This is a genomic window from Flavobacterium adhaerens (genome assembly GCF_040045115.1).
Lineage (GTDB): Bacteria > Bacteroidota > Bacteroidia > Flavobacteriales > Flavobacteriaceae > Flavobacterium > Flavobacterium adhaerens.
The window spans coordinates 64,342-89,298 of sequence record NZ_JBDLZX010000011.1 but is presented as its reverse complement, the minus strand read 5'-3'; the positions used below and the strand labels follow the sequence as shown (position 1 = coordinate 89,298).

Sequence of the window (24,957 nt, the reverse complement as noted above, 5' to 3'; positions counted from 1 at the left end):
ATTGCTGTCTAATATCATTATATTTCTTGTTTTTCAATGTCATTTAATAATAACACGTCCATGTACCAATGGTCACCAACTTTATTACATTCACTAATAACTGAATTTCTGATTTGAATTTTTTGAATTTTATTTTTATTTACCATTCCTAAATCCACAAGCATTTTTATAACCACCTGTCCGCATTTGGAAATCGATTTTTCTGTGATTTTTTCTAATTCAGGATGAAAGTCCATTTTTCGATATAGGAAGTTTTTAAAATCGGAAACTTCCAGTTCATAATCTAGGTTTTGCCATTTGTTTAAAACAATTTCCAACATGAAATGCTTAATTATGGGGTAGCATTTGCAGATACCATAGAACAATATTAGATTTTTACTGTTTATATCTGAAACTGAAAATTGATTTATTAAATTCTCATTATTTAAAGCAAGTAGCCTTTTTTCGATTTCATTCTTCAATCTTTTTTTTGAACTTTCAGCATTTACAGGAATTACGTTGAAATCAATGGTTTCATTCCCCTCTAGGAAATTGTCAATATTATTAATTGCTGATATAAACGCTTCCGTTTCTCTTGTAAGAAGAGCGCCAGCAGTAAATGCGGTACTATATTTAATTTTTACGTCTACCATTTAGTTTACCACACTATTATTATCAACCAAAAGTTCTTTTGCTTCTATTTCTAAAAGTAATGCTATTTTGTATAATTGTTCAATACTGGGTTGCCTTCTATTCTGAACATAGGAATTAACCATATTATAGCTTTTGCCTAAATTTTCAGCTAACCAAGTCTGTGTCAGTCCTTTTTTCTCTAATTCCAATTTAATTCTATTCATTTGAAAAAGTTTAAGGTTTAAAAGTAAAATTTTATATTGTATATAACAAAATATGAGATAGTATTTTGGGGTAAACTTTATCTTTTGTCAATTGAATTAGAATTAAAAGTTATCAAATTATACATACTGCGCATACGTGAACGAACCCGATACCCATAAGCGTTTTCCAATTCGGATGCCGATAAATTTGTGGTAATGTGAGTTACTGAATTGTTTTCGACAAACTGCTCGTAGCGACTGATTAGAATTTCGTCCATTACATTGCAATCGTTCCCGAAATGCTTGATTTTCTGTTCGACTCCTAAATCCTCGAAGCAATAGCCCGTTAAACGAAGTTGTTGATTTGATTTTTCAATGTATTGCTGTAAAGCTTCAAAATTTTGGAAATAATAGTAATCAAAAACTATTTAATTCTTTGTGCTAACGAGAGTAATAGTATCGGTGAGATTATGGTTTGAAATGTAATCCAAAACAAAGTGTTCCGCCTCTTTTTTATTCTCGGGGGAGGTAGAAAATGAATTAAGGTAAAAGTCTTCATTTTCATCAGCAATGTGAATGATTTCAGTGTACTTCTTAGCAATTAATGCGCCTTTTAATTTCAATACTTTAAGCTCGTCACCGTTGTCAATTTCCTTTCTCACACGGAGTTTAATAGTCTTGTCCATTTTGTTGGTTTTTTATTATTGTTGCACCATAAAAAAAATATCTGAAACAAAAAAGAGACCCCGTCTAGAGTCTCAATTTTGGAATTAATTCGCCTTCTGTAAAGGTTATTTTTCTTTTAATAATTTTTCCAAATACTCGACTTTATCTTTTTCAGCCTGAACTAATCTTTCGTAAAGTTCTACAACTTTTTCAAGAGGATTAAAAGTAAGATGACTACAAGAATTTAATATGTGCCCTTTATTGTCGTAATAATTATTGAAATAATTAATCACAGCATCTTCCGAAAAATTTTTAATTGCTTCAGGTGTTACACCAAGAGCTTTTGCAACTTCCATAAGTTTTTCTTCATCTATCGTTTCGCTATTCTCCATAGCAGATATCGCCTGTTGGTTTGTTCCCAAAGCCTGCGCCAATGCTTCTTGCTTCATGTCTCTAAGTTCACGAATACGGCTGATTTTTCGCCCTATATGATTTGGTTTTGTCAATGTGCTCATAGTTCAAAGATAATAATGTAGGAATAAAAAAATAAGCAATCCGTAAAAAACATATTTGGTACTGTATTATACAGACCAAAATGATTCGGTACAGTACTCATTCTGATTTACTTGCATGTACTAAACAAAAATACAATTTTTCAAATAATTATTAACTAAAAATTTAAAATTATGAATGCAATTGAATTTTCACAGCAAAAAGAATTGAAGGAAGTAATTACAGGCCACATTGGAACATCTGCTATTTATTGTTTTGGCAGGTATGCAACAGCTTATAGTTCCAGCAGGATGCTTTATCCTGAAAAAGGGGTACAAAAAGAACATAGTCATTTATACCTCTTAGTTTTTGTACATGAAACCAAAGAGAATGCAGGCAGTGATATAAGTGATAAGATAAACGCAACGACTCAGGGTTCTTTGACCGCTACTGTTCTTATACACCACGTACAGAGTCTTAAAGACCTCTGCCAAGACCAGCAGTTTTTCTTTTGGCAGATCATGCAGAACGCAGAGTTGTTATTTCAGGATATTAACAAGCCTCCTTATTTAAATATTAGCGAAACTCCAAAAAGAAATTTAAAATCCACATCGCATTATGTAGCATGGAGGAAGAATAATATTGCTACAATCTGGGGCTGGGTATATAACGATGATGATGCTTCCAGTTCGGATGAAGTAAAAATGTCCGCACTTCATCAAATAGTGGAGCAAATCTGTTTGTCTTTGATCCGTGTCTTTATAGGCTACACTCCTAATCATTTTGCATTGGAGTATTTATTTAATCTCTGCGAATACTTTACGACCATAACTGCAGATTTCTTTCCCCGCCAAACCAAGGAAGACAAATCCATATTCAAACTTCTTAAGCAACAGCCCAACACGTTGCGTTTTAGTAAGGCTAACGATGTTGATTATTTATATTATCAGGTAGTGGAAGAGAGATGCAAAAATTTTAAAAACCAAGCGGAAATTTTGATACAAAATGAAATGAACCGACAAAATGAAGTGGAAAATGAACCCGAGAAAACCGATAAAGAACCTGTATAAATTATGAAAAAGAATAGAATATCTTTTGAATCTATTTTTTGGGCAGGTCATGAGATTAAAAGTTCTTCTCAAGTGCTGGAGGCTTTTTTTGACTTTGCCCATCTTGATTGCTATAAAGAGATACTGTGTGAAGCATTTTTATATGTTCATAAAAAGAAAGTGTATAAAAAAGATTATCCTGGACAGGTAATTGTTTTCTATACTGCTCTGCGCTCTTTTCTTAAAGTCTGTTTTCTTTTGCAGTACAAAAACAAAAAATGGAAAGTGAAAGACTCATCTGACTGTAAGTCAAAACTTCATTTGGGTTCCTTGACAATGGAAGAGTATGAGAATCCTTTCCTTGTATTTAAAAAAGCATTTGCCGAGAAAACCATTGATGAATTCGAATTCTTCCTATTTGAAGTTATACACCTGTCACTGTCTCGATGCACCGAAGAATTTGATTATGACTTGATCACACCCTACATCTATTTAATCAAAATGCTGGATGCAAGCCAGCTTATACGTGATATAGGGATTGAAAAGGTCAAAAATAATGTACAGCCTTAAGATAACATATCCGTCAACGGAATATAATATCTGCACAGTCTCAACTGTAATAACAATAAATTTTTTAATATGAAAAATAATAAAAACGTTAAGAAAGAAAAAACACTTGTAAAATCAGTAGATCAGGCAAAGATAGCATTGCATATGCTCCTGCAGAATTCAAAAAAGAATCTCGAAAGCGGGATTTCAGAGCTTCTCGATAAATTGAAAAATCCAAAGCTCGATTTATTACTTGACAGATATCCTGACCTTTTGCAAGAATACGATTTGGAAGAATTACTTTCAGGTGATCTTGAAATCGTTGATGCGGAGACACAGGATGTAAAGACAGCAGGACTGCTGTCGTGCCTGCAATTACTGATACATTTTTGTTATGAACTAAAAGAAAATCCAAATCCAAATGATAAACGTTTTGACAGTCTCAGGTATATTTTAAAATCGATTACCTGCTCCCAGTTCATACACGAACTGCTCTTTGTTGTTATAACAGTGGTCGGAGCCGACTACTACCAAAAATTTCAGCAGAGAATTAAAAACTTAAATTTTGATTCAGAAAGTGCAATAGAACTGGAAAGCGATCCTGAATTGCATGAACATATTGACTTGATGACATGGTTTGCGCTGGTGAGGCTATTTTTAGAATCGGTTTATACTTATTTCAATAGTCCTGATAAAAATCTTAAAAACACGACATGATGAAAACTTCAAACAGTCCGCTAGATAAATTATTAATCGATTTAAAATAAAGATTATGGAAAAAGATAAAATCAAATTAAACGAGTTCATAGAGAACCCAGAGCATTATTTTGTACTGCTAAAACCAGCATTAGAAACAAGAAATGATATACACATTATTGAAATAAATGTGGAAGGATATAGAGACCTGTTTTGTATGATAATGGATTTACTTAAAACAGCAAAATTTGCTTTAGACGGAATTGAAGTCAGTATTGAAAATACAAAAAATACTGAAAGATATGTTGGAAGTCTTTTAAGAATAATAGAAATGCTGATTCCATTGGAAGAAGCGGAATTACTGGATATGGTTTACCTAAAACATTTAAATGAAAAAAATAAGAGTGATTCCAATTAACCTGTTTTCAATTGTAATTTTAATAAAACGGCGACTTTGGAGACGTTTTCCAGCCCCCTGCAAGGGCAAGTTGTTTTGAGATGCTGAATTCATTTCAAGCATCTCAAAACACAACTTGCTATTTTCCTGCGAAAATATTATTGATAATGGTTTTTAATTGAAAGGGCTTGATGCCCTTTTTTTGTTTTTTCGGTAATTTAAAAAGTGATTCACCCTCAAACACACATAAGCTTACAAATAGTTTCGAGGATGATAATAAGTTCCTTTTGTTTAAGGTTGTTAAAAACAACTTACCAATACACGCAGTATCGTTTGTTTTTGCAGTTTGTTAGCTATTGAATTGTGTAAAGTATCTGTAAAACTATAAAAGCAGTAAGGCTGTTTTTACATACATATGCTTTTACATGAATACGCTTTTACATGCAAATGCTTTTATTTGAATATGCTTTTACATGCAAATGCTTTTACGCATAGGCAAGAATACATATTTGAACACAGGTACATATTTGTATGTAAATATTTAAGCTTTCAAATATTGCTGTATGTGCATATTTAAAGCCATAAATTTAAATTCAAAAGAAAACAGAAAAACCGTAAAAAAGAAAAAGAAAGCAATTTAAAAGGGCTGGCAGTAAACTTAGCAAAAGGAAACGGAATAAGTCCCGTAAGGGTGGCTGGTGAGGAACGAGCAAGACATTATGCCGTAGTCTTTTGCTAAGTTTAATGCCTGGCCTAACTTCGTTTTCTTTTTATTTATTTGTTCGTAAGAATGGCTTATAGTCTAAAAACTAGATCCAGTGGTAGGGTTTATCCTTACGGTTAAGATAGCAGTACATCTCTTCCTTTTTAAGTTCAGGAAAAAATTTTAAAGCCTTGTCAATGGCATAATTAGGAAGAAAATAAATTTCGTCACGAATCGCTTTTACCACCTTTTCAAGGCCGTAGAAACGAACAATTTCGTTGATTTCTTCCTGTCCTCCACGCTCTACGATACGGGCAATAATAGTTTTATAGGCTCTCTCAAAGTCCATTGCATCTATGTCGAAATCCCAAAAAAATACTGGGTTTAGATTTGGGATTGCCTTATTTTTTTTAACTCGTGCCATGTAGTAAATATACGATTTTTTATCTTTTTATTCAAACGCTTAGCGTCTAAATCCACGTCCTTTATTGGGTGGAGGAATTTGATTTTTTGATTCAGAAAATAAAAGGGAAGGATTGAAAACTGCTTTTTTTAGTCGCTGAGTCATTTTGTTCCAATTGGTTTCTTTTCCTTTGATGAGTTTAACTTTTTCAATTTAATTAATTATTTCCCAAGTAGCTTGACAACAGCCCATAATAAAAAAGTTGTTTGATGGGCTTCATCTTATGATGAGGCAAGTTGATGTTTTGTTTAGGCGTATACAGCTGGCGTTTCATCATGTAGACATTGGCCTATCATGACCTGTGTTTGTACGGTCTTTGGGATTTAAACACTTTCGATCAGATCAGAATGCCTTTCAGTCACGAAATTGTTATTGATCGCAAATCACTTAATAATAAGATGATGATGATATGAGTATAAAGCCTCTACGTAAACTTGATAATGTCTGATATAGCGTAATTAACTGCTGAGTAAGATGTGTATTCAAAATATCATTTAGCATTATATAGAGAGATTGTTGAATAATAGGAGCTGGGCATATTAATATTAAAGAAAGAAGATAATAAAAAAGAAAAAGATAAACTTACTTAAGAATATTACATTTGTGTAAATCTATATATGTGTAAATCTATATATGTGTAAATAATAGTGAAAAAAAATAATTATGATCAAAACTTATAATATGATCCACCAGTTTAATTTAATGAAATAATTTAAATTCTTTAGAGGAGTCCTTAATTTTATATTACATTGTATCTATATGAATGAGTCTGAATTTCAAAATCGAGTAAACGAAATACTAAGTAAATTATTACCTACATTTAGTAAAGCTGAGATAAGATGTCAAAGAAACTTTTCAATTAAGTTTGGACATCACAATGTAATTGTTGATGGTAAGGAGCCTACAAAGTACTCTAAGAGAAGTATATATGATTTACTTATTTATATTAACGAAGAGCCTATTATTTTACTGGAATTAAAAAAGCCCGGCTTGGCGTTAACTAATGAAGATATTAAACAAGGAATATCATATGCCAGATTAACTGAGAAAATAACCCCCATTACTATTGTAACTAACGGTAGTGATCATATAATTTATGATACTATTAAAAATGAACCTTTTAGTGTTTCGCAAATTGACCGACGTTTTTTGGATCTGGTTAAAACTAATCTATCCATAGCAGCGGATGAAATGCGTAATAGTATAGAAACTATAATCCAAAATGACCAAGGAGTTTTATTTGAAATAATTAATAGTATATCTGCAAACTCTTTTGATAAATTGACAGGCACGGTAAATCAATTTGATAAGCCAATCATTAATTCATTTTGCGTACCAAGGTCAGTACTTTCTGATCTCACTCTAAAGGTTGAGACTGATAAATTCATTTTGTTGACTGGCGATGCATTCGTTGGCAAAACTACACTTATTTATCAATTCTTCAAATCAGAAAAAGAAAAAGGTAATGCAACATTGTATATAGACTGTCAAGATATTTTTTATTCCTTGTTTAGAAAATTATCTCATTTCCTTTCAGGCTCTCTTAGCTATCCAATTGATGATACTAAAGTTCGTGAGTGGTTACTTTCAAGTTTTCACACGCAAGGCACGAAAAAGATAAATGTAATTTTTGATAGTTTAAGAATTGAGGGAGATCCCGACATCTCACGTCATATTATCGAGCTAAAAGATATCTTTCAATTTAGTGAACAAAGAATTATTCTCTGCACTGACACATCTAATTATCGATATTTAGTTAAACATCCTGACAGAAATTCACTTACATTAATTGGAAAGGAATTTAGTCGTCAAAAAGTTTCAAATTTTACAACTGATGAGTACTTTAAAGCAAATGATTTTTTACAAGAAAAATATAGTTTAGGAATTTTGAGAGGTGGAGTTTATGCACGTGAATTTAGAACTCCCCGAATATGGCGATTAATAATTAGTGATGCTTTAAAAGAAAAACTTTCCGAAGGAGCCATGGGTTATATTGACAGTATTCCTAGTATTGCTTTTCTTGATTTATTTACGAACAGTATTCAATTTGATTATCAAACAGTAATTGATTTTAGAAAATTCACTCAAGTCTTTGTTGAAAGTATTGCAACACTCAAAGACAAACCGGAATTGAGGTTAATGGCTTATAATTTAGGAATTGTAGAAGAATCCTTTGCAGATCAATTTTTAGATGAAAAACTTATAAAAAGATTACTTAACGCAGGATTCATTGAAAAAAGACCTGTAGGAGACTATAAATGGGTTTATGTTCCAAAGCTTCCAGAGCTGATTGCAGGTTATAGCATTGAATATTTGAAAGAAAAATTTATACCATTATTTAAAAGTAGTTTAGATGTAGCATATAGCACTTTTCTTGAAACATGTGAATATTTTCCATATGGGGAAATGGTTGCAGCGAGAGTCTTATTTGATATTGGTAATTCTGAGAATGAAATGGTATTTTCCCAAATTATTAACAAGTTAATAAATGACGAACCGACGGTTGAAGAAACGGATAGTGAGAAAATGCTTGGGATGTATTACGAAGGTATTGGAGATATAACAATTAAAAGCGGAGAAGGAATTCAGGATAAATTTTTTGGTAATGCATTTCCGTTTTTAGTACTTGCCCATTTAACATATATGAATTTTGGAGACTATTCCGATGATCCACACTTAATAAGATTTCAAGTGATTGGGAAATTAGGAAATAGTAAAATTGTACAGAGGCGAGCTGATCACATCTTCTTTCATTCTGGTATTGTAATGCTTGAATCCGAAGAGCTTGGTGCTTTTGTTGATACCAAAATTGGTATTGTTGAACCTATTGTTCTTTCGATGAAAGCGAATCTTATGCATTATCCCGAACATTTTGAGAAATTATTCAAAGCTGCAAAAATTAATAAACTATTTCCGTTGCTACATCGAATGTATATTGCTGCAATTAATTCTTATGAATTTAGTAACAGTAAAGTAGATAATATTTGTGACGAAATAATAAAGGAATATGAGAATGATTTATTATACAGGATGTTTGCCTACGCAGATTTAGGGTTTGACGTTTCAAGAGCTGAATTTAGAAGGCTTTATAAAAGATATAGGAAGTTTGCGAAAAAGTAATTCTGTTAAATTTTTTAAGGTAAAAAAAATAAATATTGCGTGAGTTTTATTTTACTTCAAATTAATAATTAATTAATCGGAATTATTATTGCATCCCAACTGTCAATATTGATGGTTTGCTAATTTTGCACATATAGAAAAACAGAGTGTTAATACTTCGATTTATTAGCATAGCCCGCAATAAATAAGCCAAAAATAAAAACTCCGCATAAAGCCTCTGAAACCATGAAAATTTTATAATAGCCATCTTGAAATGGTGCAAAGTCACCAAAACCCAGTGTACTGAACATAATAATGGAAAGATAGATAGAATTATACAAATCATGATTTATGGTGGCTATTCCGCTAAAAAAATAAAAAACGGCGTAAAATGTTAAAATTATGAAAGAAGAAATCAAGGTGCGGAAAGGTCGCTCTCCGAACCCCCAAATAATACATGAAAAGGAGTCAGATGCTATTGCCCCAGCTTTTTTTATATTCTCAACAATCAATGGCTTGGAGTAGTCAAATCCCATTTTATATAGAAGCCTAATCGGTCGTTTGTATTCTATGCTGTTTTTATTATACTTTAATTCATATATTCTTTCATTAAAATAGGCTTCACCCGCTTCTTTTCTGTGTCCATTATTTTGATAGAGAACTCGCAGCCTCTTATAGTTATGCATTATATTTTCATATGTTAGTGCAGCGCCTGAATACCAATTTTTCTTAGGAGGTACATAGACTAGATTATCCGTTTCAACACGATTGAATGAAAAAGAATGCATTGGACAATCATCGATCACGAAATTTAACAGCGTTGAATTTTCTATGTCAGCGTGAAACAAGCTACACTTAAGGAATGTAGTGTCGCTAAAACGTGAATTTTTTATCTGTAATTTTTCAAAATGACACCCATAGAAATTAGTGAAATTAACTGTACTATTTTCAAAAATTACATTTCTGCAGCTGGAAAAGAAAATATTTGTTTCGGTGCTAAAATGATGATGGCCTTTGACGTGGAGAAAATCCAAATCAGCAAAATCTAAATTTACATGGGCCGTTAAACCCCATCCTTTGATTTTTGTTCCGCCCAGTTTTAAAACAGGGATGCCGGGTGCAACAAATGTATTTGATGCTGCTGGAGAATCTGGCGCGTTAGTTAAGACAAATCTAAAAGTATCATGGCTGCTGTATTTGCTTTCAATGATATTTTCTTTTCCTAGTTTATTTTTAGCCCATCTTAAGTAAGGTATAAAACGGTATTCAACTGCTGTATCACTTTCTGATTTAGTAAGAAGCCTTTTATTATGAGCTTCATTTTCTATTGGGACAAAGAAATAATGATCAAATCCCTGTTCGGTAGATTTTACCAGTATAGTTTCTGTATCCCAATAAAAAAAACCACCTGGTTTATCTGTTTTTAATATGAAATCAACCGTAAAATTAAATTCTATCAGCCATTCGTCAAAGTGAGGAAGAGTTTTTTGAAAACAGTTAAAAAGTTTAAGCAGATCGTTTTCTCTTCTCCACTGATTAAAATCATCAATGCTTAATTTCCATAATTCTTTAGGTTTCATATTTCAAATTTAACTGTGATGGGTATTTTTGAAGATTTCTATTAATTTCTGGCCAAGTAATGTTTTTACAAGTGTCAGTATAATTGGCGAAGACCCGCTTTGAGTAATTGAGGTCGCATTTTTGGAAATCTCCGCCAATCCGCTTCTTAATAATCGGTCTAATATTTTTTGATCATCTGGTTCTTTCAGAAAATCATATAAGTCGGCAGAATGGCTTATGTCAATAGCATTTCCTAATCGTATGAAATCATCAAAGAGTAATGTGCCTTCTATATATGATGAAAAACATTTAGCTAAAAAGTAAGGCTTGTTCAAATCACTGAATCTATCTAATAAAAGAATTACGGCTTCTCCCGTTTTCTTTTTTACAGAATCACTTAGCTGTATTTTTTTTTGCATAATGGTTTTTTCCAAAGAAGTCAGCTCTGAATATTCAAGTAAAAATCTTTCAATCTTTTTTAAAAATATTCTGTCGCTGATCGATTTTACGGTAAATCCTATCTTAACTGCTGTTCCAATAATTGGAAATTCTTTAATAACCTCATTCTCGGTAAAAAAATCAATACCATACTCTAAAATATCAGCAGACCCATCTATAAGATTCGAATTAATTTCATCCATGCCATTCTTTTAATCAGATTGAGTTGCTAAAATAGCTAATATTTTTATATCATTTTCTTATTCCTATATCCAAAAGCATGGTGTTTTCATGAATCTGCCTGATCTTTATCGAATGCTGATTTCCTAAATGGGTAAGTATGGCTTGCTCGTCAAAATCTTTCGTGGTGAACAGATCCAAATCGATACTTAATCTATGGCCAATCATTAGACTGAGAGCTGTTCCTCCTACAAGGTTAAAATCTTTCAATTTTTCATCTTTCATGAGTCTTTGAAGAAGTTCCCACATCTCCTTGGTGACTGTTTCTTTGTAGAGCATAATTTCACGTTTTTCATGAAAATAATTCCCAAAGCGGAGCACTCTTACATACTGTCCTGTCGTGGCTTTATTTGACGGAGGTTGTCCTTAAAACGAAAATCCACATGCGGAAATAATAAGCCAAATGCTTCCACATCCACCAATATTTAGATGTCATTACTAATAATAAAATATTATTGGTTTTAAAATTCTTTAGACTAAACCAGTAGTAATAGTTATGGAAAGCAACGGCAAAACCACCCCGCATAAAGGAGGCAGGCATCCCAAGAAAGATCCCGCCGTTCACCGCTATTCCATAAGCCTTACGGCTGATGAAAATGCCCGTTTCCTTTCCCTCTATGAAGCTTCACGCATGGATGTAAAGGCGCATTTTATTACCGCATGTATTTTCCAAAAAGGAATTACGACTGTAACGGTTGACAAGGCAGCCATGGATTATTATATGCGCCTCACCACTTTATTCGGCCAGTTCAGGGCTGTAGGAAATAATTATAACCAGGTGGTAAAAATACTGTACCGCAATTTTTCCGAAAAGAAAGCCTCGGCGTATCTCTATAAACTGGAAAAACAGACTGCTGAAATGGCGGTGTTATGCCAAAAGATTATTCAGCTAACGGAGGAGTTTGAAGCAAAACACCTGAAAAAATGATAGCTAAAATAGGAAGAGGAAACAACCTGTATGGCGCATTGGCATACAATCAGCTTAAAGTGGAAAAAGATAATGGACAGGTTTTGTATACCAATAAGATAATTCAAACCCCAGATGGCAGTTATACCGTCAGCCAACTGTTGCGATCTTTTGAACCGTACCTGCTGGCCAATCGAAAGACTGAAAAACCAATATTGCATATATCGCTGAATCCTGATCCGAAGGATAAAGTAAGTGATGAACAGTTTGAAGAGCTGGCGCAAAAGTATATGCAGAAAATGGGTTACGCTGAACAGCCTTTTGTGGTATTCAAGCATACCGACATTGATCGTACCCACATCCATATCGTATCGGTTTGCGTGGATGAAGAGGGAAGAAAAATATCGGACAAATTTGAAAAAAGGCGTTCGATGGATGTTTGTCGTGAACTGGAAAAAGAATATTGCCTGATATCGGCTATTGAGAAAAAGCAAAATCCCCAAAATCAAATATTCATACCTGTTGATTATAAAACTGGGGATATAAAGAGTCAGATGGCTTCGGTAATCCGTCATTTGCCAAAGTATTATAAATTTGAGGGTTTCGGCACCTACAATGCCCTGCTTTCCCTTTTCAATATTACAGCCGAAGAAGTCAAGGGCGAATATAACGGAATCTCAAAACAAGGACTGGTATATTTTGCATTAAATGAAAAGGGAGAAAAAGGAAGTAATCCCTTTAAGGCTTCGCTATTCGGTAAACAGGCAGGATATGTTCAGCTTCAACAACACTATGCCCAGTCCAAAGAATTGTTGAAAAATGAGCCTTCCAAAGCTTTGCTTAAGACAACCATTGAGATGTCCTTTCAGGAGGCATCGGATGAAAGGGAATTCAAAAAACGGTTGTTGGAACGAGGAATTAATACCGTTGTAAGACGAAATGGCGAAGGGAGAGTTTATGGAATAACCTTTGTTGACCATAGTTCGAAATCCGTGTGGAATGGTTCGCAATTAGGCAAAAACCTTTCGGCTAACGTATTCAATGACTGGTGGAATAATGGAAATAAAATGGAGCAGTCTGTACAGGGAGATCTTGCTTCCAAGAACAATGCCACTATAAATGAAGAGATCAAACAACCACACAATCTGTTTGACTTTTTGGTTAAGGAAGAGATGTCTTACAGCCACAAAGAAGACAATCTTATTGAAGTATTTGGAGGATTATTGCCCAATGCAAAAGCAGATGACTATGATGAAGAATTATTTGCCGACCAAATGAAAAAGAAAGCCAGACGCAAAAAAAGATAGTACATACTATCAATTTAATCGCCGGCCTTTTTGGTGATTCACGACAGAGGAGTGATTCATCAAATTGGCTGTACCGTTTTTAAAAAAATGAAGGCTTTCCCGACTAAATAGGAGGGAGTGCCTTTGTTTTTTATAACTGTTTCCAATTATTTCTTTGAGACTAAGACAGCCAAAACGCTTCTTAGGAGAATTTGATAGTATGTATTTTTTTTGGGATTGGTTAATCTCCCAAAGGGGTGTGTTTGACACAAGTATCTGCTTAAATTAAAAGGTAAATCGTAGCATTGCAATTCAAGTAATCCAGATGAGGGAATAGGGGAAAAGTGATCGAAAAAAGGAATTTAATTTGATAGAAACTAACAATCTTTTATTATATTTGAAGAATATTAAGTTGAATTTTGTTCTTTAAAAGAAAGGTTGTTTTCTTGTAGAAAGCACTTTAAGATACTGAGGAGTGTTTTTGGATATTAAAATGATTTTGTGGCACATTCGTGGCACACGAAGTTTAAAATTTCAGAAAATATTATTAACACGGGGTTTTTTGGCAATGGTTCGAATCCCTTTCTCTCTGCTGATTTAAATTTCAAAAGGTATCAAAACCTCGAAAATCATAGTGTTTTCGAGGTTTTTTCTTTTAGTAGCCTTTCAAAATATTCATTCTTTATCAAACGAAAAGGTTCAAAATCGAGACCCTAATATTTTACAAAAATTGGGTCTCGCTAAATAGAAGAGTAATAGTAGTTAGTTGTCATTCTCATATGGTGATGATGTACTAATTCAATTACTTATACAAAATTTGAACATCTTGTTTACTGGCAAGCCTTGCAATAAATTGATGTATCATTTAAAGGTTACCAAAATGAAAGAAAAAATAACTTTGCATTTCTATGCGAAATCTACCAAGGCCAATACTAGAGGATTATTGCCAATTTATGTTAGGCTAACAGTAGAAGGTAAAAGATTCGAATACAGCACCAAAAAATTCATTGACTCTTCCAAATGGTCAAATGAATTAAGCAAAATGAAAGGTAATTCAGAAGAAGCCCGTTCAATAAATAGTTTACTTGATTATACTAGGAACCGAATTAATGAAATACAGTTTGAGCTTCTAAAAGAGTCAAAATCCATCAATATCGATGAGTTCAAAAACAAACTGTTGGGTGTCAAGGAGCGGGAACGACTCCTCATCCCAATTTTCGAAGAACACAACCGAAAGCTCAAAGAGTTGATAGGATTGGAATACGCAGCCGGAACCTATGAAAGGTATGTCACTTCATTGAAACACACCAAAGATTTCCTTTTCTGGAAATACAGTTCAACCGACATAGCAATTGAAAAAATTGACCATGCTTTCATTACGGAATACGAATTCTATTTGCGCAGCGAACGTAAATGCGCCAACAATACAGCCGTTAAATACATCAAGAATTTTCATAAGATAATCAATCAATGTTTGGCCAATGGATGGCTTGATAAGGATCCGTTTGCCAATTACAAATCCAAAGTCAAAGAAGTTATTCGTGAATTTCTTGATGAAAAGGAAATAGAAGAAATTATAAATAAGGATTTCGGTATTGAACGATTGGAGATAGTACGAGATATTTTTATTTTTAGCTGTTTCACCGGTTTGGCCTATATCGATGTGCAACAGTTGTCCCAGGACAATATTGCAATAGGAATAGATGGCGATAAATGGATTTTCAAAAATCGACAAAAAACGGACACCACTTCCAAAATCCCTTTGTTGCCGATGGCAATGACAATCATCAAGAAATATGAAAATCATCCGTTATGCGTCAATCAAAACAAACTGCTTCCTATTTTAAGCAATCAGCGAATGAACTCTTATCTAAAAGAAATTGCAACACTTTGTAAAATTAAAAAGGATTTGACTTTTCACATTGCCAGACATACCTTTGCCACAACAATTACCTTAACAAATGGCGTTCCTATCGAAACCGTGAGTAAAATGTTAGGGCATACTAACCTGAAAACCACTCAGCATTACGCCAAAATTTTAGATAAAAAAATAAGTGAAGACATGATATTATTGAAAAATAAGTTGTCCTCAAAGAACAAAAGTGTTGAATCTGTTAAGACCCTTTAAACTTGGCTAGTCTTCAAAAGGAATATAGGATTAATAGAAATATAATTTCGATTTTTGATTGCTTGTTAGTCATCAAAAACTGCATATTCACTTTCTGAAGATCATTATTCGCATTTGCAATTTTTATCGTTTTTTGATTTTTTGAATTGAATGAAAGTTGTTGCCTAGATACAGATTACAATCCTTGAAAAATACGGCACTTGATTTTGTACTTGAATTATTCTCAATGCAATAATCATAAAAAAAAATGAAAAATTATTGATTACATATTATTTATTGCTGGTTTGTTTTCATGAAATAAAAGTTTAATTTTACTTTCTAAATCATGTACTCCCTTCTTAACTTGTCATCACATAATAATCCTTCCTAATTATTTGACAGGTTGTTCCAAAGAAGGTATTTTGAGAACTCATTTTTATTTACATAAACTCGCAATTTCATGTATCAATTTGTAAAATATATTTTGATGTGTTTTTTAGCATCAGTAAGTTTAGTTTCCTGCAAACAGGAACAAGGGAACAAAATTAAAGTTGGTTTTTCACAAGCAATGACTACTGATGACTGGCGAAAGCAAATGAACAGCTCCTTAAAAATTGAAGCTTCATTGAGGCCGGAAGTTGATTTGACTATTGCAGACGCCAATAATAATGTAGAAAAACAAATAGAAGATATTGAGAGATTTATCTCCAAAAGAGTAGATGTTATCATTATTTCTCCAATTCAATCAAAACCTTTAACAGCAGTAGTAGAAAAATCAATTAAAGCAGGGATTCCTGTACTTGTGGTAGATCGAAAAATAGAAGGAGAGAATTACACTGCTTATTTAGGAGCCGATAATATTGAAATTGGGAGGATTGCTGCCCGTTACATTATTTCACACAGTAAAGGCTCTGCTAAAATTATTGAAGTTGTCGGTGCCAGTGGTTCATCGCCAGCCTACGAAAGAAGTCTTGGTTTTAATCAAATTATCAATGAGAATAAGCGATTTAAGGTTGTAAGCACTATTCAGGGAGATTGGGAAAAAGAATCGGTTAAAGCGCCCTTGCAGAAAATTCTTTTACAAAATTCTGATGTTGAATATATTTTTGCACACAACGACCGTATGGCTTTAAGTGCTTGGGAAACAGCAAAAACATTAGGTCTGGAAAAGAAAATAAAATTTATTGGAGTTGATGGTCTGAATACTGTAAATGGCGGAATTGAACTAGTAAAAAGCGGGGTTCTTGACGGCACAATTTTATATCCGACCGGTGGAAATGAAGCTTTAAAATTAGCTTTAAAAATATATAACAAAGAGTCCTTAGCCAAGAATAGTATTCTAAATACCATTGTAATTGATCAGAATAATGCTGAAATCATAGAAAGTCAAATGGATAAGGTTGATCAGCAGCAATTGGTTATTGAATCGCAGCAAGGAGCAATTAACGTTCAGGAGAAAGAATATGCCTCTCAGAATAATCTGGTTCGCTTGCTGAGTTTTTTTCTTGTTATTATTTTGAGTTTGACTTTTTACAGTATCTATTCTACGATTTCTATATCCAGAAAGAAAAAGCAATTGGAAAAAATCAATCAAACAGTAATTGATCAAAACAATGAAATTCAAGAAATGGCAAAAATTGCTGCCAATAGCAATGAAGCTAAAATGAATTTTTTCACGGGACTTTCACATGAATTCAAAACACCTATAACTTTGATCATGAGTTATGTGGAATCATTAATTGAAAATGAGAAAATTAAAGGAACCTCCCTTATTGATGAAGTGAAATTAATCCATAAAAATTCGAACCGATTGTTGCGATTAATTAATCAATTATTGGATTTTAGAAAAATTGAAGAACAAAAATTCACGTTAAGGGCTTCAAATACTAAAATTTATGATTTTACAAGTGATGTAATGACAAATTTTAGAGGAGAAGCTGCACGCAGAAATATTGATTTTCAGTTTATTTGTAAAAACAAGAGCCTTGAGTTGTTTATAGATAGAGGTTTGATGGATAAAGTTTATTTTAATTTGCTTTCAAATGCTTTTAAATTTACTCCAGATAATGGAAAAATAACTATTTCAATTGTAGAAAATCAAGATAATACGGTTAAAATTAGTTTTAAGGATTCTGGAATTGGAATTCCTGAAAATGAATTATCTAAGGTTTTTAAGCCTTTTTTTAAGGCTTCTAATAATAGTAAAAACAGTTCTGGAATTGGACTGTATTTATCAAAAGAGTTTGTGCTTTTGCATAGAGGAACCATTGAACTAAAATCAAAACAAGGCAGTGAGTTTGTGATTACTTTGTTAAAAGGCAGCAAACATTTACAATCTTCGGAAATCATAAACAAAACGGAGAATCTAAACTTAACCCCTAATTTAATAATTGATGTTTTAGATATAGAATCTGATTTTAAAGAAGAAAGTATTATTTCGGATTCTGAAAGACACTCTCTTTTACTTATAGAAGATAATTTAGATTTAGTTGCATTTTTAAAAGGCAAATTGTCTAGTGAATATGTGATTTATACCTCCGATGGAAGTGATGCTGTTGAAAAAGCAATGGAAATTATTCCGGACATAATTATTTGTGACATTAATTTGGTAGGAAATGATGGCTATGCAATTACCAAAGTATTAAAAAAGGATTTGCGTTCATCACATATTCCGATTATTATTTTAACGGCACAAAGTAATAAGGAATCAGTTTTAAAAGGACTGCAAAGTGGTGTCGATCAGTATTTGACTAAACCTTTCAGTTTGTCAATACTGAAGCAATCTATTTCAAGTTTGCTCTTCAATCGTGAAAAATTACGTTATTACTACACAAATAATATTTATCGTATTGAACCTGAATCTAAATTTGGAAACCAAGAGCAATCCTTCATTACAAAAATGAATGATATTATTAAGGCGAATGTTGAGAATCCTAAATTTTCAGTAGAAGATTTAGCAGATAAAGTTGGTGTTTCCAGAGTTCAGTTATACCGAAAGGTAAAAGCAATTATCGGAATTAACATAAGTGATCATATCAATAATGTTAAATTGGAAAAAGCGGCAGAACTTTTGAAGTCAAATGAGATGAATATTTCAGAGATCGCATACTCCCTTGGATTCTCTTCCCCAAATTATTTTTCTACAGCTTTTAAGAATAAATTTGGAATTTCTCCTAAAGAATACAAAACGTTGAATTAGTTTCGTTTTAAAATAGTTACATTTTTGGTATCATTTTCGAACCTGATGTAACACAATTGAAACTACAAGGTTTTCGTAAATATTTTTTATATCTCGTAAAGGCTTGTAAATAAAGGGGTTGTTTTGTAAATACCAAATCATCAGTAATTGTAGAAATAAATTGTAACATCATTAAAAATAAGTTGTTTTTTTTGAGGATATCTTAGCAACAAGTTTTTAATACATGTACAATGAATAAGATATTGATTTGGTCTGTTACTGCTGCACTGGCAGGTTTTCTATTCGGTTTTGATACCGTAGTTATTTCTGGAGCTGATAAACAACTTCAGGATCTTTGGCATTCATCTGATGCTTTTCATGGTTCTGTTGTTATGGCAATGGCGTTATGGGGAACGGTAGTTGGCGCTATTTTCGGGGGAATACCAACTAATATAATAGGTCGCAAAAAGACTTTATTTTGGATTGGTATTTTATATTTCGTGTCGGCAATAGGCGCTGCTTTCGCCAACGATCCATTTGTTTTTGCCGCTTTTAGATTTATTGGAGGTTTAGGGGTTGGTGCTTCTACCATAGCCGCACCCGCTTATGTATCAGAAATTGCTCCTGCTGATAAACGTGGTCGATTAGTAGCTTTGTATCAGTTTAATATTGTGCTGGGAATTCTAATTGCCTTTATTTCCAATTACTTTTTAAAAGATATTGGAGAAAATGCCTGGCGTTGGATGGTGGGGGTTCAGGCTTTTCCATCTGTTATTTATATTCTTTTCATACTTACAATTCCGGAAAGCCCAAGATGGTTGTTGGCAAAAGGGCGTGATGAAGAAGCGCGTAAAGTACTGTTCTTGGTTGATCCGTCTGCAAACATCAAAGACATCATGGATGATTCAAGTGATAATGGTGCTGCCAAGCATGAGAATATTTTCATGAAAAAGTACCGTTTCCCGTTGCTATTGGCTTTTTTAATTGCCTTTTTTAATCAGTTTTCAGGAATCAATGCTTTTTTATATTATGCGCCAAGAATTTTTGAAGAGGCCGGTCTTGGTCAAAATACAGCTTTATTAAGCAGTATTGGCATCGGAATTACGAATCTTATATTTACTTTGATAGGTGTTACATTAATTGACAAATTAGGAAGAAAGTTGTTAATGTACATTGGATCCATTGGATATATTATTTCGTTAGGTCTGGTATCGGCTTCTTTTTATTATAACTGGGGAGGTTTATCAGTTCCTATTTTTCTTTTCTTATTTATTGCATCGCATGCAATTGGTCAGGGTGCGGTTATCTGGGTTTTTATCTCTGAGATTTTCCCCAATCACATTCGAGCTTCAGGACAAGCATTTGGAAGTTCTGTACACTGGGTTTTGGCAGCCATTATTCCGTCTTTAATCCCGATGTTATTTTCTGAAATTGGCCCCGAAGTAGTATTCCTGATTTTCACTTTGATGATGGTGTTGCAGTTGTTATTCGTAATTTTTATGATGCCGGAAACCAAAGGAATTTCTCTTGAAGCATTAAGCGAAACTTTAACCAAAAAAAATATCAAAAAAAATGAAATTAACGAAACACCTACCGCTCACATTTTATAGTGCAGTTTTACTTTTAATAGGTTGCGGTAAGCCATTTACCGTAGTTGCGCAAACAACTGCAGTTTCTTCACCGGTATCTGATGAAGAAAAAATGTACCGTCCCAATTTTCATTTTACACCGAAAAAAGGGTGGATGAATGATCCTAACGGAATGTTTTATGCCGATGGAATTTATCATTTGTTTTATCAATATTATCCTGATGGAAATAAATGGGGGCCAATGCATTGGGGACACGCTATTAGTAAAGATATGATCAGATGGGAAGAACAGCCCATTGCGATTTATCCGGATAAAGACAAATATATTTTTTCGGGAAGCGCTGTTGTCGATATCAATAACACATCAGGGTTAGGAAAAGGAAAAGTGGCTCCAATTGTTGCCATTTACACCCTGCATGATATGACCAAAGAAAAGGAAGGAAAAATTGATGTTGAGCAGCAGGATATTGCTTATTCGAACGACAACGGTTTTACATGGCAGAAATTTGAGGAAGGAAATCCTGTCGTGAAAAACCCTGGAATTCGTGATTTCCGCGATCCAAAAGTATCTTGGGATGAAACACACAAACAATGGATTATGGTTTTGGCCGCTCAGGACCGAGCGCAATTCTATAAGTCAACAAATCTTAAAAACTGGGAATATCTATCTGAATTTGGAAAAGAAATTGGTGCTCATGGAGGGGTTTGGGAATGTCCGGATTTCTTTCAGATAAAAGTAGAAGGTACAAAGGAAACCAAATGGGTTTTACTTCAAAATTTAAATCCCGGAGGACCAAATGGAGGTTCAGGAGTACAATATTTTGTGGGCGATTTTGATGGAAAAACGTTTACACTGGATCCTAATTTTACCAAAAGAGTAAATCAAGAGAAAGCTGTTTGGGTAGACTACGGAAGGGATAATTATGCAGGAGTAACCTGGAATAATATTCCAAGTGCAGATGGAAGAAGGCTGTTTATTGGTTGGATGTCAAATTGGGATTATGCACAGCAGGTTCCGACAACTACATGGAGAAGCAGTACAACAATTCCGCGCGAACTTAAACTGATTAAAAAAGGAAACGATTATAGTTTGATTAGCAGTCCGGTGAAAGAAATCAATAAATATGTTTCCAAAGCAATTAAAGGCAAAAATATAAAGGCTAAAGGAAAAGTTGTAATTAGTGAATCCAAAAAAATAGATTTAACTCAGGCTATTTTGAGTTTTAATTTAAAAAACTTAAAAAAAGACACTTATGGTTTTACACTTTCAAACACACTTGGCGAATCATTGACCTTTGGTTTAAACACTGCTGAAAATCATTTATTTGTTGATCGTTCAAAAGCCGGTAAAATTGATTTTTCTGAAAAATTTGCTTCAGCGATAAGTAAAGCACCGTTGGATGGATCTCAAAAGGAAGCGGCCTTTAAAATTATTTTAGATAAAACATCAATTGAAATATTTTATAACAATGGTGAAAAAGTAATGACAGAAATCTTTTTCCTAAATAAGCCATTTACCTCAATTTCTGCTTTTTCAAACGAAGGAATGGAAATTTCTAATCTCGTAATTAACCAATTAAATATTAACTAAAAACAAAACCACTAACCATGAAAAGTAAATTTATTTATTTTCTATTTTTCTTCTTTCCGGTGCTGATGATGACGGCGCAGGAAAGCGGAATTAAAGGAACTGTAACTTCGTCAGATGACGGATTGCCGTTGCCCGGCGCTACTGTAACAATTTCAGGGACAAATAACAGCACGTCTACCGATTTTGATGGAAAATTTTCCTTGCAGGACGCTACTCCTGATGCAACACTTGTTGTTTCTTTCGTAGGCTATGCCACGCAAACGATTTCACTTAAAGGTCAAAAAAGCATCAATATAGTTTTAAAAGTTGGCAACAATCAATTGAATGAAATTGTAGTAACCGGTTATTCCAAACAAAAGAAAGCGGATATTACCGGATCGGTTGCCATTGTGAACGTAAAAGACATCATGAAACAACCAGAACCCAATCCAATTAAGGCTTTGCAGGGAAGAGTTGCCGGAGTAAGAGTATCCTCAGACGGTTCGCCTAGCGGAGGAAATACAAAAGTGGTAATTCGTGGTGTGGGAACCTTAAACAACACAGATCCACTTTACGTAATTGACGGGATGCCAACGAAATCAGGAATGCATGAATTGAATCCAAATGACATCGAGTCAATCCAGATTTTGAAAGATGCTGCTTCGGCCAGTATTTACGGTTCCAGAGCTTCAAATGGGGTGATTATTATTACTACCAAAAAAGGAAAAGAAGGTAAAATGAGAATCAATTTCAGTACTTATACTTCACTTTCCGATTACTCCAGAAAATTGAGCGTGATGAATGCCAACCAATTTGGGCAGGCGCTTTGGCAGGCCAATATCAATGACGGTTTAGATCCGAATAACAATCACTTGAGTTATCAGTTTGATTGGTCGGTAAATAATAACAAACCACAATTGAACAAAGTTTTAGTACCGGAATATTTGGATGCGGAACGAACCATGAAAGCATCCAATACAGATTGGTATGATGCGATTTCGCAAACCGGAGTTGCCAATTCTTATGATTTATCGGTTTCTAATGCTTCGGATAAAGGGAGTTATCTTTTTTCAGCTGGCTATTATGGAAATGAAGGTGTAGTAAAAACTACCGAATTTAAAAGACTTTCTGCCAGAATGAATAGTTCATATAAATTTTTTGACGGCAAATTAGTTATTGGAGAGAACTTCACATTTAACCGTACCAATGAAGTTACTGATCCTGGCGTTCTGGATCCTGCACTTCGCGCATTGCCAATTATTCCGGTGCATACCGTTGATGGAATAGGATGGGGAGGACCAGTTGGAGGAATGAATGACAGACAAAATCCGGTTCGACTTTTAGAATACAATAAAGATAATCCCTATAATTATTTGCGACTTTTTGGGAATATGTATGCTGACGCCGAAGTAATAAAAAATCTTCATATAAAAACCAGTTTTGGGATTGACCACGGGTTTTACAAAAAACGTACTTTACAAAGAAGCTACAAATCGGGTTACTTACAAAATGACCAGACATCTGTAACAATTGACCAGTCTGTAAGCGATAAGTGGAATTGGACAAATACGGCTATTTACAGTTTAAAATTTGGAAAGAGTAATTTGAATTTGATGGCCGGAACCGAAATATATAAGGACATTTTTGATACTACCACTTTGCGTAAAAATGACTTCTTGATCGAAACTCCAGATTATATGTATCCGGATGCAGGAACAGGAGAATCCTTTACAAGCGGGACTTCTACTTTGTATTCGTTGCTTTCTTATTTTGGAAAAGCGGATTATGATTTTGATAATCGCTATTTGCTTTCCGCTACAATTCGTCGTGATGGTTCTTCTCGTTTTGGTAAAAACAATCAATTCGGAACGTTCCCATCAGTTTCGGCAGGGTGGAGAATAAGTAATGAAAAATTCATCCAAGATAATGCTCCGGTTATTTCTGATTTGAAATTAAGAGCAGGTTGGGGACAAACAGGTAATCAAGAAATTAGCAATACGGCTATTTACTCACTTTATTTGGCAAGTTATGCTGGAGGAAGTCCAACATGGGCAACTTCTTTTGGTACCGCTTATGATATTGCAGGGAATGGAAACGGATTACTTCCTTCCGGATTTATTGCCACTCAGTCAGGAAACGATGATTTGAAATGGGAAACAACTACGCAAACTAATATTGGTTTGGATTTTGGATTATTCAAACAAAAATTAAGCGGTTCGATAGATTATTATATCAAAAAAACAGAAGATATTTTGGTATTGCCTCCTTATTTGGGTGTAATTGGTGAAGGAGGAAACCGTTGGGTGAATGGTGCTTCGATGGAAAATAAAGGATGGGAGCTTACTTTGGGTTACCGCGATGAGACTTCATTTGGTTTGAAATACGACATTTCCGGAAATATTTCGGCAAACAAAAACAAGATGACCAAGTTGCCGGATGAAGTGAAAAACAATTATGGAGGAGACGGGTTGAACGATAATATTTTAGGACGTCCTATCAATTCAATGTATGGTTATGTGGCAGATGGATTATTTAGAAGTCAGGATGAAGTGGATAACTCGGCTATTCAAGATGGAAAAGGTCTTGGAAGAATTCGTTACAAAGATTTAAACGGAGACGGTGCTATTACCGACAAAGACCGTACTTGGATTGGTAATCCAAATCCTGGATTGTTATATGGGATTAATTTAAACTTAGCTTATAAAAATTTCGATTTTACAACTTTCTGGGAAGGGGCTTCGGATGTTGATGTTATCAACTATACCAAGTATCAAACTGATTTCTGGAGTGTTGACGATGTTGGTTCAAATAAAGGAACACGACTGTTAAACGCTTGGTCAGTTGATAATCCAAATTCAACTATTCCAGCTTTAACAACCGTAGATAGAAATGCAGAATCAAGATTTTCAACTTATTATGTTGAAAACGGTAATTATTTAAAACTTAGAGTTTTACAACTTGGATATACCCTACCAAAAGACGTATTGAAAAAAATGAGTATTGAAACCTTCAGACTATATCTAAGCGGACAAAATTTACTGATTATTGACTCTAAAGGATTCACAGGTGTTGATCCTGAAAATGCAGGATTTGGATATCCGCAGCCAACGACATTTACAGTAGGTCTTAATTTTACTTTATAACAAATTATTG

Annotated in this window: 21 protein-coding genes; 12 read left to right on the top strand and 9 right to left on the bottom strand. The window is 33.8% G+C overall.

Annotated features, from left to right (window positions below; genetic code table 11):
- Positions 1–17 precede the first annotated feature (17 nt).
- The 5 genes from ABEB18_RS14565 to ABEB18_RS14545 all read right to left on the bottom strand — a co-directional run bounded on the left by ABEB18_RS14565 (position 18) and on the right by ABEB18_RS14545 (position 1,996).
- Positions 18–632 carry a BrxA family protein gene (locus ABEB18_RS14565; protein WP_348800044.1) on the bottom strand — a complete coding sequence of 205 codons (615 nt, stop codon included), beginning with the start codon at positions 630–632 and terminating at the stop codon, positions 18–20.
- Positions 633–836 carry a helix-turn-helix transcriptional regulator gene (locus tag ABEB18_RS14560; protein ID WP_348800043.1) on the bottom strand — a complete coding sequence of 68 codons (204 nt, stop codon included), beginning with the start codon at positions 834–836 and terminating at the stop codon, positions 633–635. It abuts the gene before it with no gap.
- A gap of 77 nt (positions 837–913) precedes the next feature.
- A complete protein-coding gene (locus tag ABEB18_RS14555; RefSeq protein WP_438861450.1) occupies positions 914–1,093 on the bottom strand; it encodes a hypothetical protein in 180 nt (59 codons plus the stop codon).
- A 150-nt stretch (positions 1,094–1,243) separates the two neighbouring features.
- Positions 1,244–1,501, bottom strand: coding sequence for a hypothetical protein (locus ABEB18_RS14550; protein ID WP_348800042.1), 258 nt, complete (start codon positions 1,499–1,501; stop codon positions 1,244–1,246).
- A gap of 105 nt (positions 1,502–1,606) precedes the next feature.
- Complete coding sequence (locus tag ABEB18_RS14545; protein ID WP_086455540.1) at positions 1,607–1,996, bottom strand: helix-turn-helix domain-containing protein; 390 nt, start codon at positions 1,994–1,996, stop codon at positions 1,607–1,609.
- 171 nt (positions 1,997–2,167) lie between these two features.
- On the opposite strand from ABEB18_RS14545, the gene ABEB18_RS14540 reads away from it, so the two are divergent.
- The 4 genes from ABEB18_RS14540 (at position 2,168) to ABEB18_RS14525 (ending at position 4,685) form a co-directional block, all read left to right on the top strand.
- The gene (locus ABEB18_RS14540) at positions 2,168–3,043 is read left to right on the top strand and encodes a hypothetical protein (protein WP_348800041.1); all 876 of its coding nucleotides are present in this window, start codon (positions 2,168–2,170) and stop codon (positions 3,041–3,043) included.
- A 3-nt stretch (positions 3,044–3,046) separates the two neighbouring features.
- The gene (locus ABEB18_RS14535; RefSeq protein ID WP_348800040.1) at positions 3,047–3,592 is read left to right on the top strand and encodes a hypothetical protein; all 546 of its coding nucleotides are present in this window, start codon (positions 3,047–3,049) and stop codon (positions 3,590–3,592) included.
- A 69-nt stretch (positions 3,593–3,661) separates the two neighbouring features.
- Positions 3,662–4,288: a hypothetical protein gene (locus ABEB18_RS14530; RefSeq protein WP_348800039.1), complete on the top strand. Its 627-nt coding sequence runs from the start codon at positions 3,662–3,664 to the stop codon at positions 4,286–4,288.
- 55 nt (positions 4,289–4,343) lie between these two features.
- The gene (locus ABEB18_RS14525) at positions 4,344–4,685 is read left to right on the top strand and encodes a hypothetical protein (protein ID WP_348800038.1); all 342 of its coding nucleotides are present in this window, start codon (positions 4,344–4,346) and stop codon (positions 4,683–4,685) included.
- Positions 4,686–5,473: 788 nt separating this feature from the next.
- Here ABEB18_RS14525 and ABEB18_RS14520 read toward each other — a convergent pair.
- Positions 5,474–5,791 (bottom strand): DUF6922 domain-containing protein, encoded by a 318-nt coding sequence (locus ABEB18_RS14520; RefSeq protein WP_348800037.1) that lies wholly within the window; start codon positions 5,789–5,791, stop codon positions 5,474–5,476.
- A 798-nt stretch (positions 5,792–6,589) separates the two neighbouring features.
- Between ABEB18_RS14520 and ABEB18_RS14515 the strand changes: the two genes are divergently transcribed.
- Entirely contained in the window at positions 6,590–8,950 is a 2,361-nt protein-coding gene (locus ABEB18_RS14515; protein ID WP_348800036.1) for a type I restriction endonuclease, read from the top strand.
- Positions 8,951–9,099: 149 nt separating this feature from the next.
- Here ABEB18_RS14515 and ABEB18_RS14510 read toward each other — a convergent pair whose 3' ends face one another.
- Genes ABEB18_RS14510 through ABEB18_RS14500 form a run of 3 tightly spaced genes read right to left on the bottom strand, consistent with a single transcriptional unit; the run spans position 9,100 to position 11,446 of the window.
- The gene (locus ABEB18_RS14510) at positions 9,100–10,509 is read right to left on the bottom strand and encodes an ion channel (protein ID WP_348800035.1); all 1,410 of its coding nucleotides are present in this window, start codon (positions 10,507–10,509) and stop codon (positions 9,100–9,102) included.
- A gap of 9 nt (positions 10,510–10,518) precedes the next feature.
- Positions 10,519–11,130, bottom strand: a complete 612-nt coding sequence (locus ABEB18_RS14505) for a hypothetical protein (RefSeq protein ID WP_348800034.1) — start codon at positions 11,128–11,130, stop codon at positions 10,519–10,521.
- Positions 11,131–11,179: 49 nt separating this feature from the next.
- Complete coding sequence (locus tag ABEB18_RS14500; RefSeq protein WP_348800033.1) at positions 11,180–11,446, bottom strand: nucleotidyl transferase AbiEii/AbiGii toxin family protein; 267 nt, start codon at positions 11,444–11,446, stop codon at positions 11,180–11,182.
- A gap of 217 nt (positions 11,447–11,663) precedes the next feature.
- Between ABEB18_RS14500 and mobA the strand changes: the two genes are divergently transcribed.
- The 7 genes from mobA to ABEB18_RS14465 all read left to right on the top strand — a co-directional run bounded on the left by mobA (position 11,664) and on the right by ABEB18_RS14465 (position 24,947).
- Positions 11,664–12,095 (top strand): conjugal transfer protein MobA, encoded by a 432-nt coding sequence (mobA, locus tag ABEB18_RS14495; protein WP_348800032.1) that lies wholly within the window; start codon positions 11,664–11,666, stop codon positions 12,093–12,095.
- Positions 12,092–13,381, top strand: coding sequence for a conjugal transfer protein MobB (mobB, locus tag ABEB18_RS14490; protein WP_348800031.1), 1,290 nt, complete (start codon positions 12,092–12,094; stop codon positions 13,379–13,381). Before mobA ends, mobB begins: the two co-directional genes overlap by 4 nt.
- Positions 13,382–14,240: 859 nt before the next feature.
- A complete protein-coding gene (locus tag ABEB18_RS14485; protein ID WP_348800030.1) occupies positions 14,241–15,488 on the top strand; it encodes a site-specific integrase in 1,248 nt (415 codons plus the stop codon).
- Positions 15,489–15,927: 439 nt separating this feature from the next.
- Positions 15,928–18,666 (top strand): substrate-binding domain-containing protein, encoded by a 2,739-nt coding sequence (locus tag ABEB18_RS14480; RefSeq protein ID WP_348800029.1) that lies wholly within the window; start codon positions 15,928–15,930, stop codon positions 18,664–18,666.
- A gap of 230 nt (positions 18,667–18,896) precedes the next feature.
- Positions 18,897–20,255: a sugar porter family MFS transporter gene (locus ABEB18_RS14475; protein WP_348800028.1), complete on the top strand. Its 1,359-nt coding sequence runs from the start codon at positions 18,897–18,899 to the stop codon at positions 20,253–20,255.
- On the top strand, positions 20,218–21,825 hold the full coding sequence (locus ABEB18_RS14470; protein ID WP_348800027.1) for a glycoside hydrolase family 32 protein: 1,608 nt from the start codon (positions 20,218–20,220) through the stop codon (positions 21,823–21,825). Before ABEB18_RS14475 ends, ABEB18_RS14470 begins: the two co-directional genes overlap by 38 nt.
- A 17-nt stretch (positions 21,826–21,842) precedes the next feature.
- The gene (locus ABEB18_RS14465; RefSeq protein ID WP_348800026.1) at positions 21,843–24,947 is read left to right on the top strand and encodes a SusC/RagA family TonB-linked outer membrane protein; all 3,105 of its coding nucleotides are present in this window, start codon (positions 21,843–21,845) and stop codon (positions 24,945–24,947) included.
- Positions 24,948–24,957 lie beyond the last annotated feature (10 nt).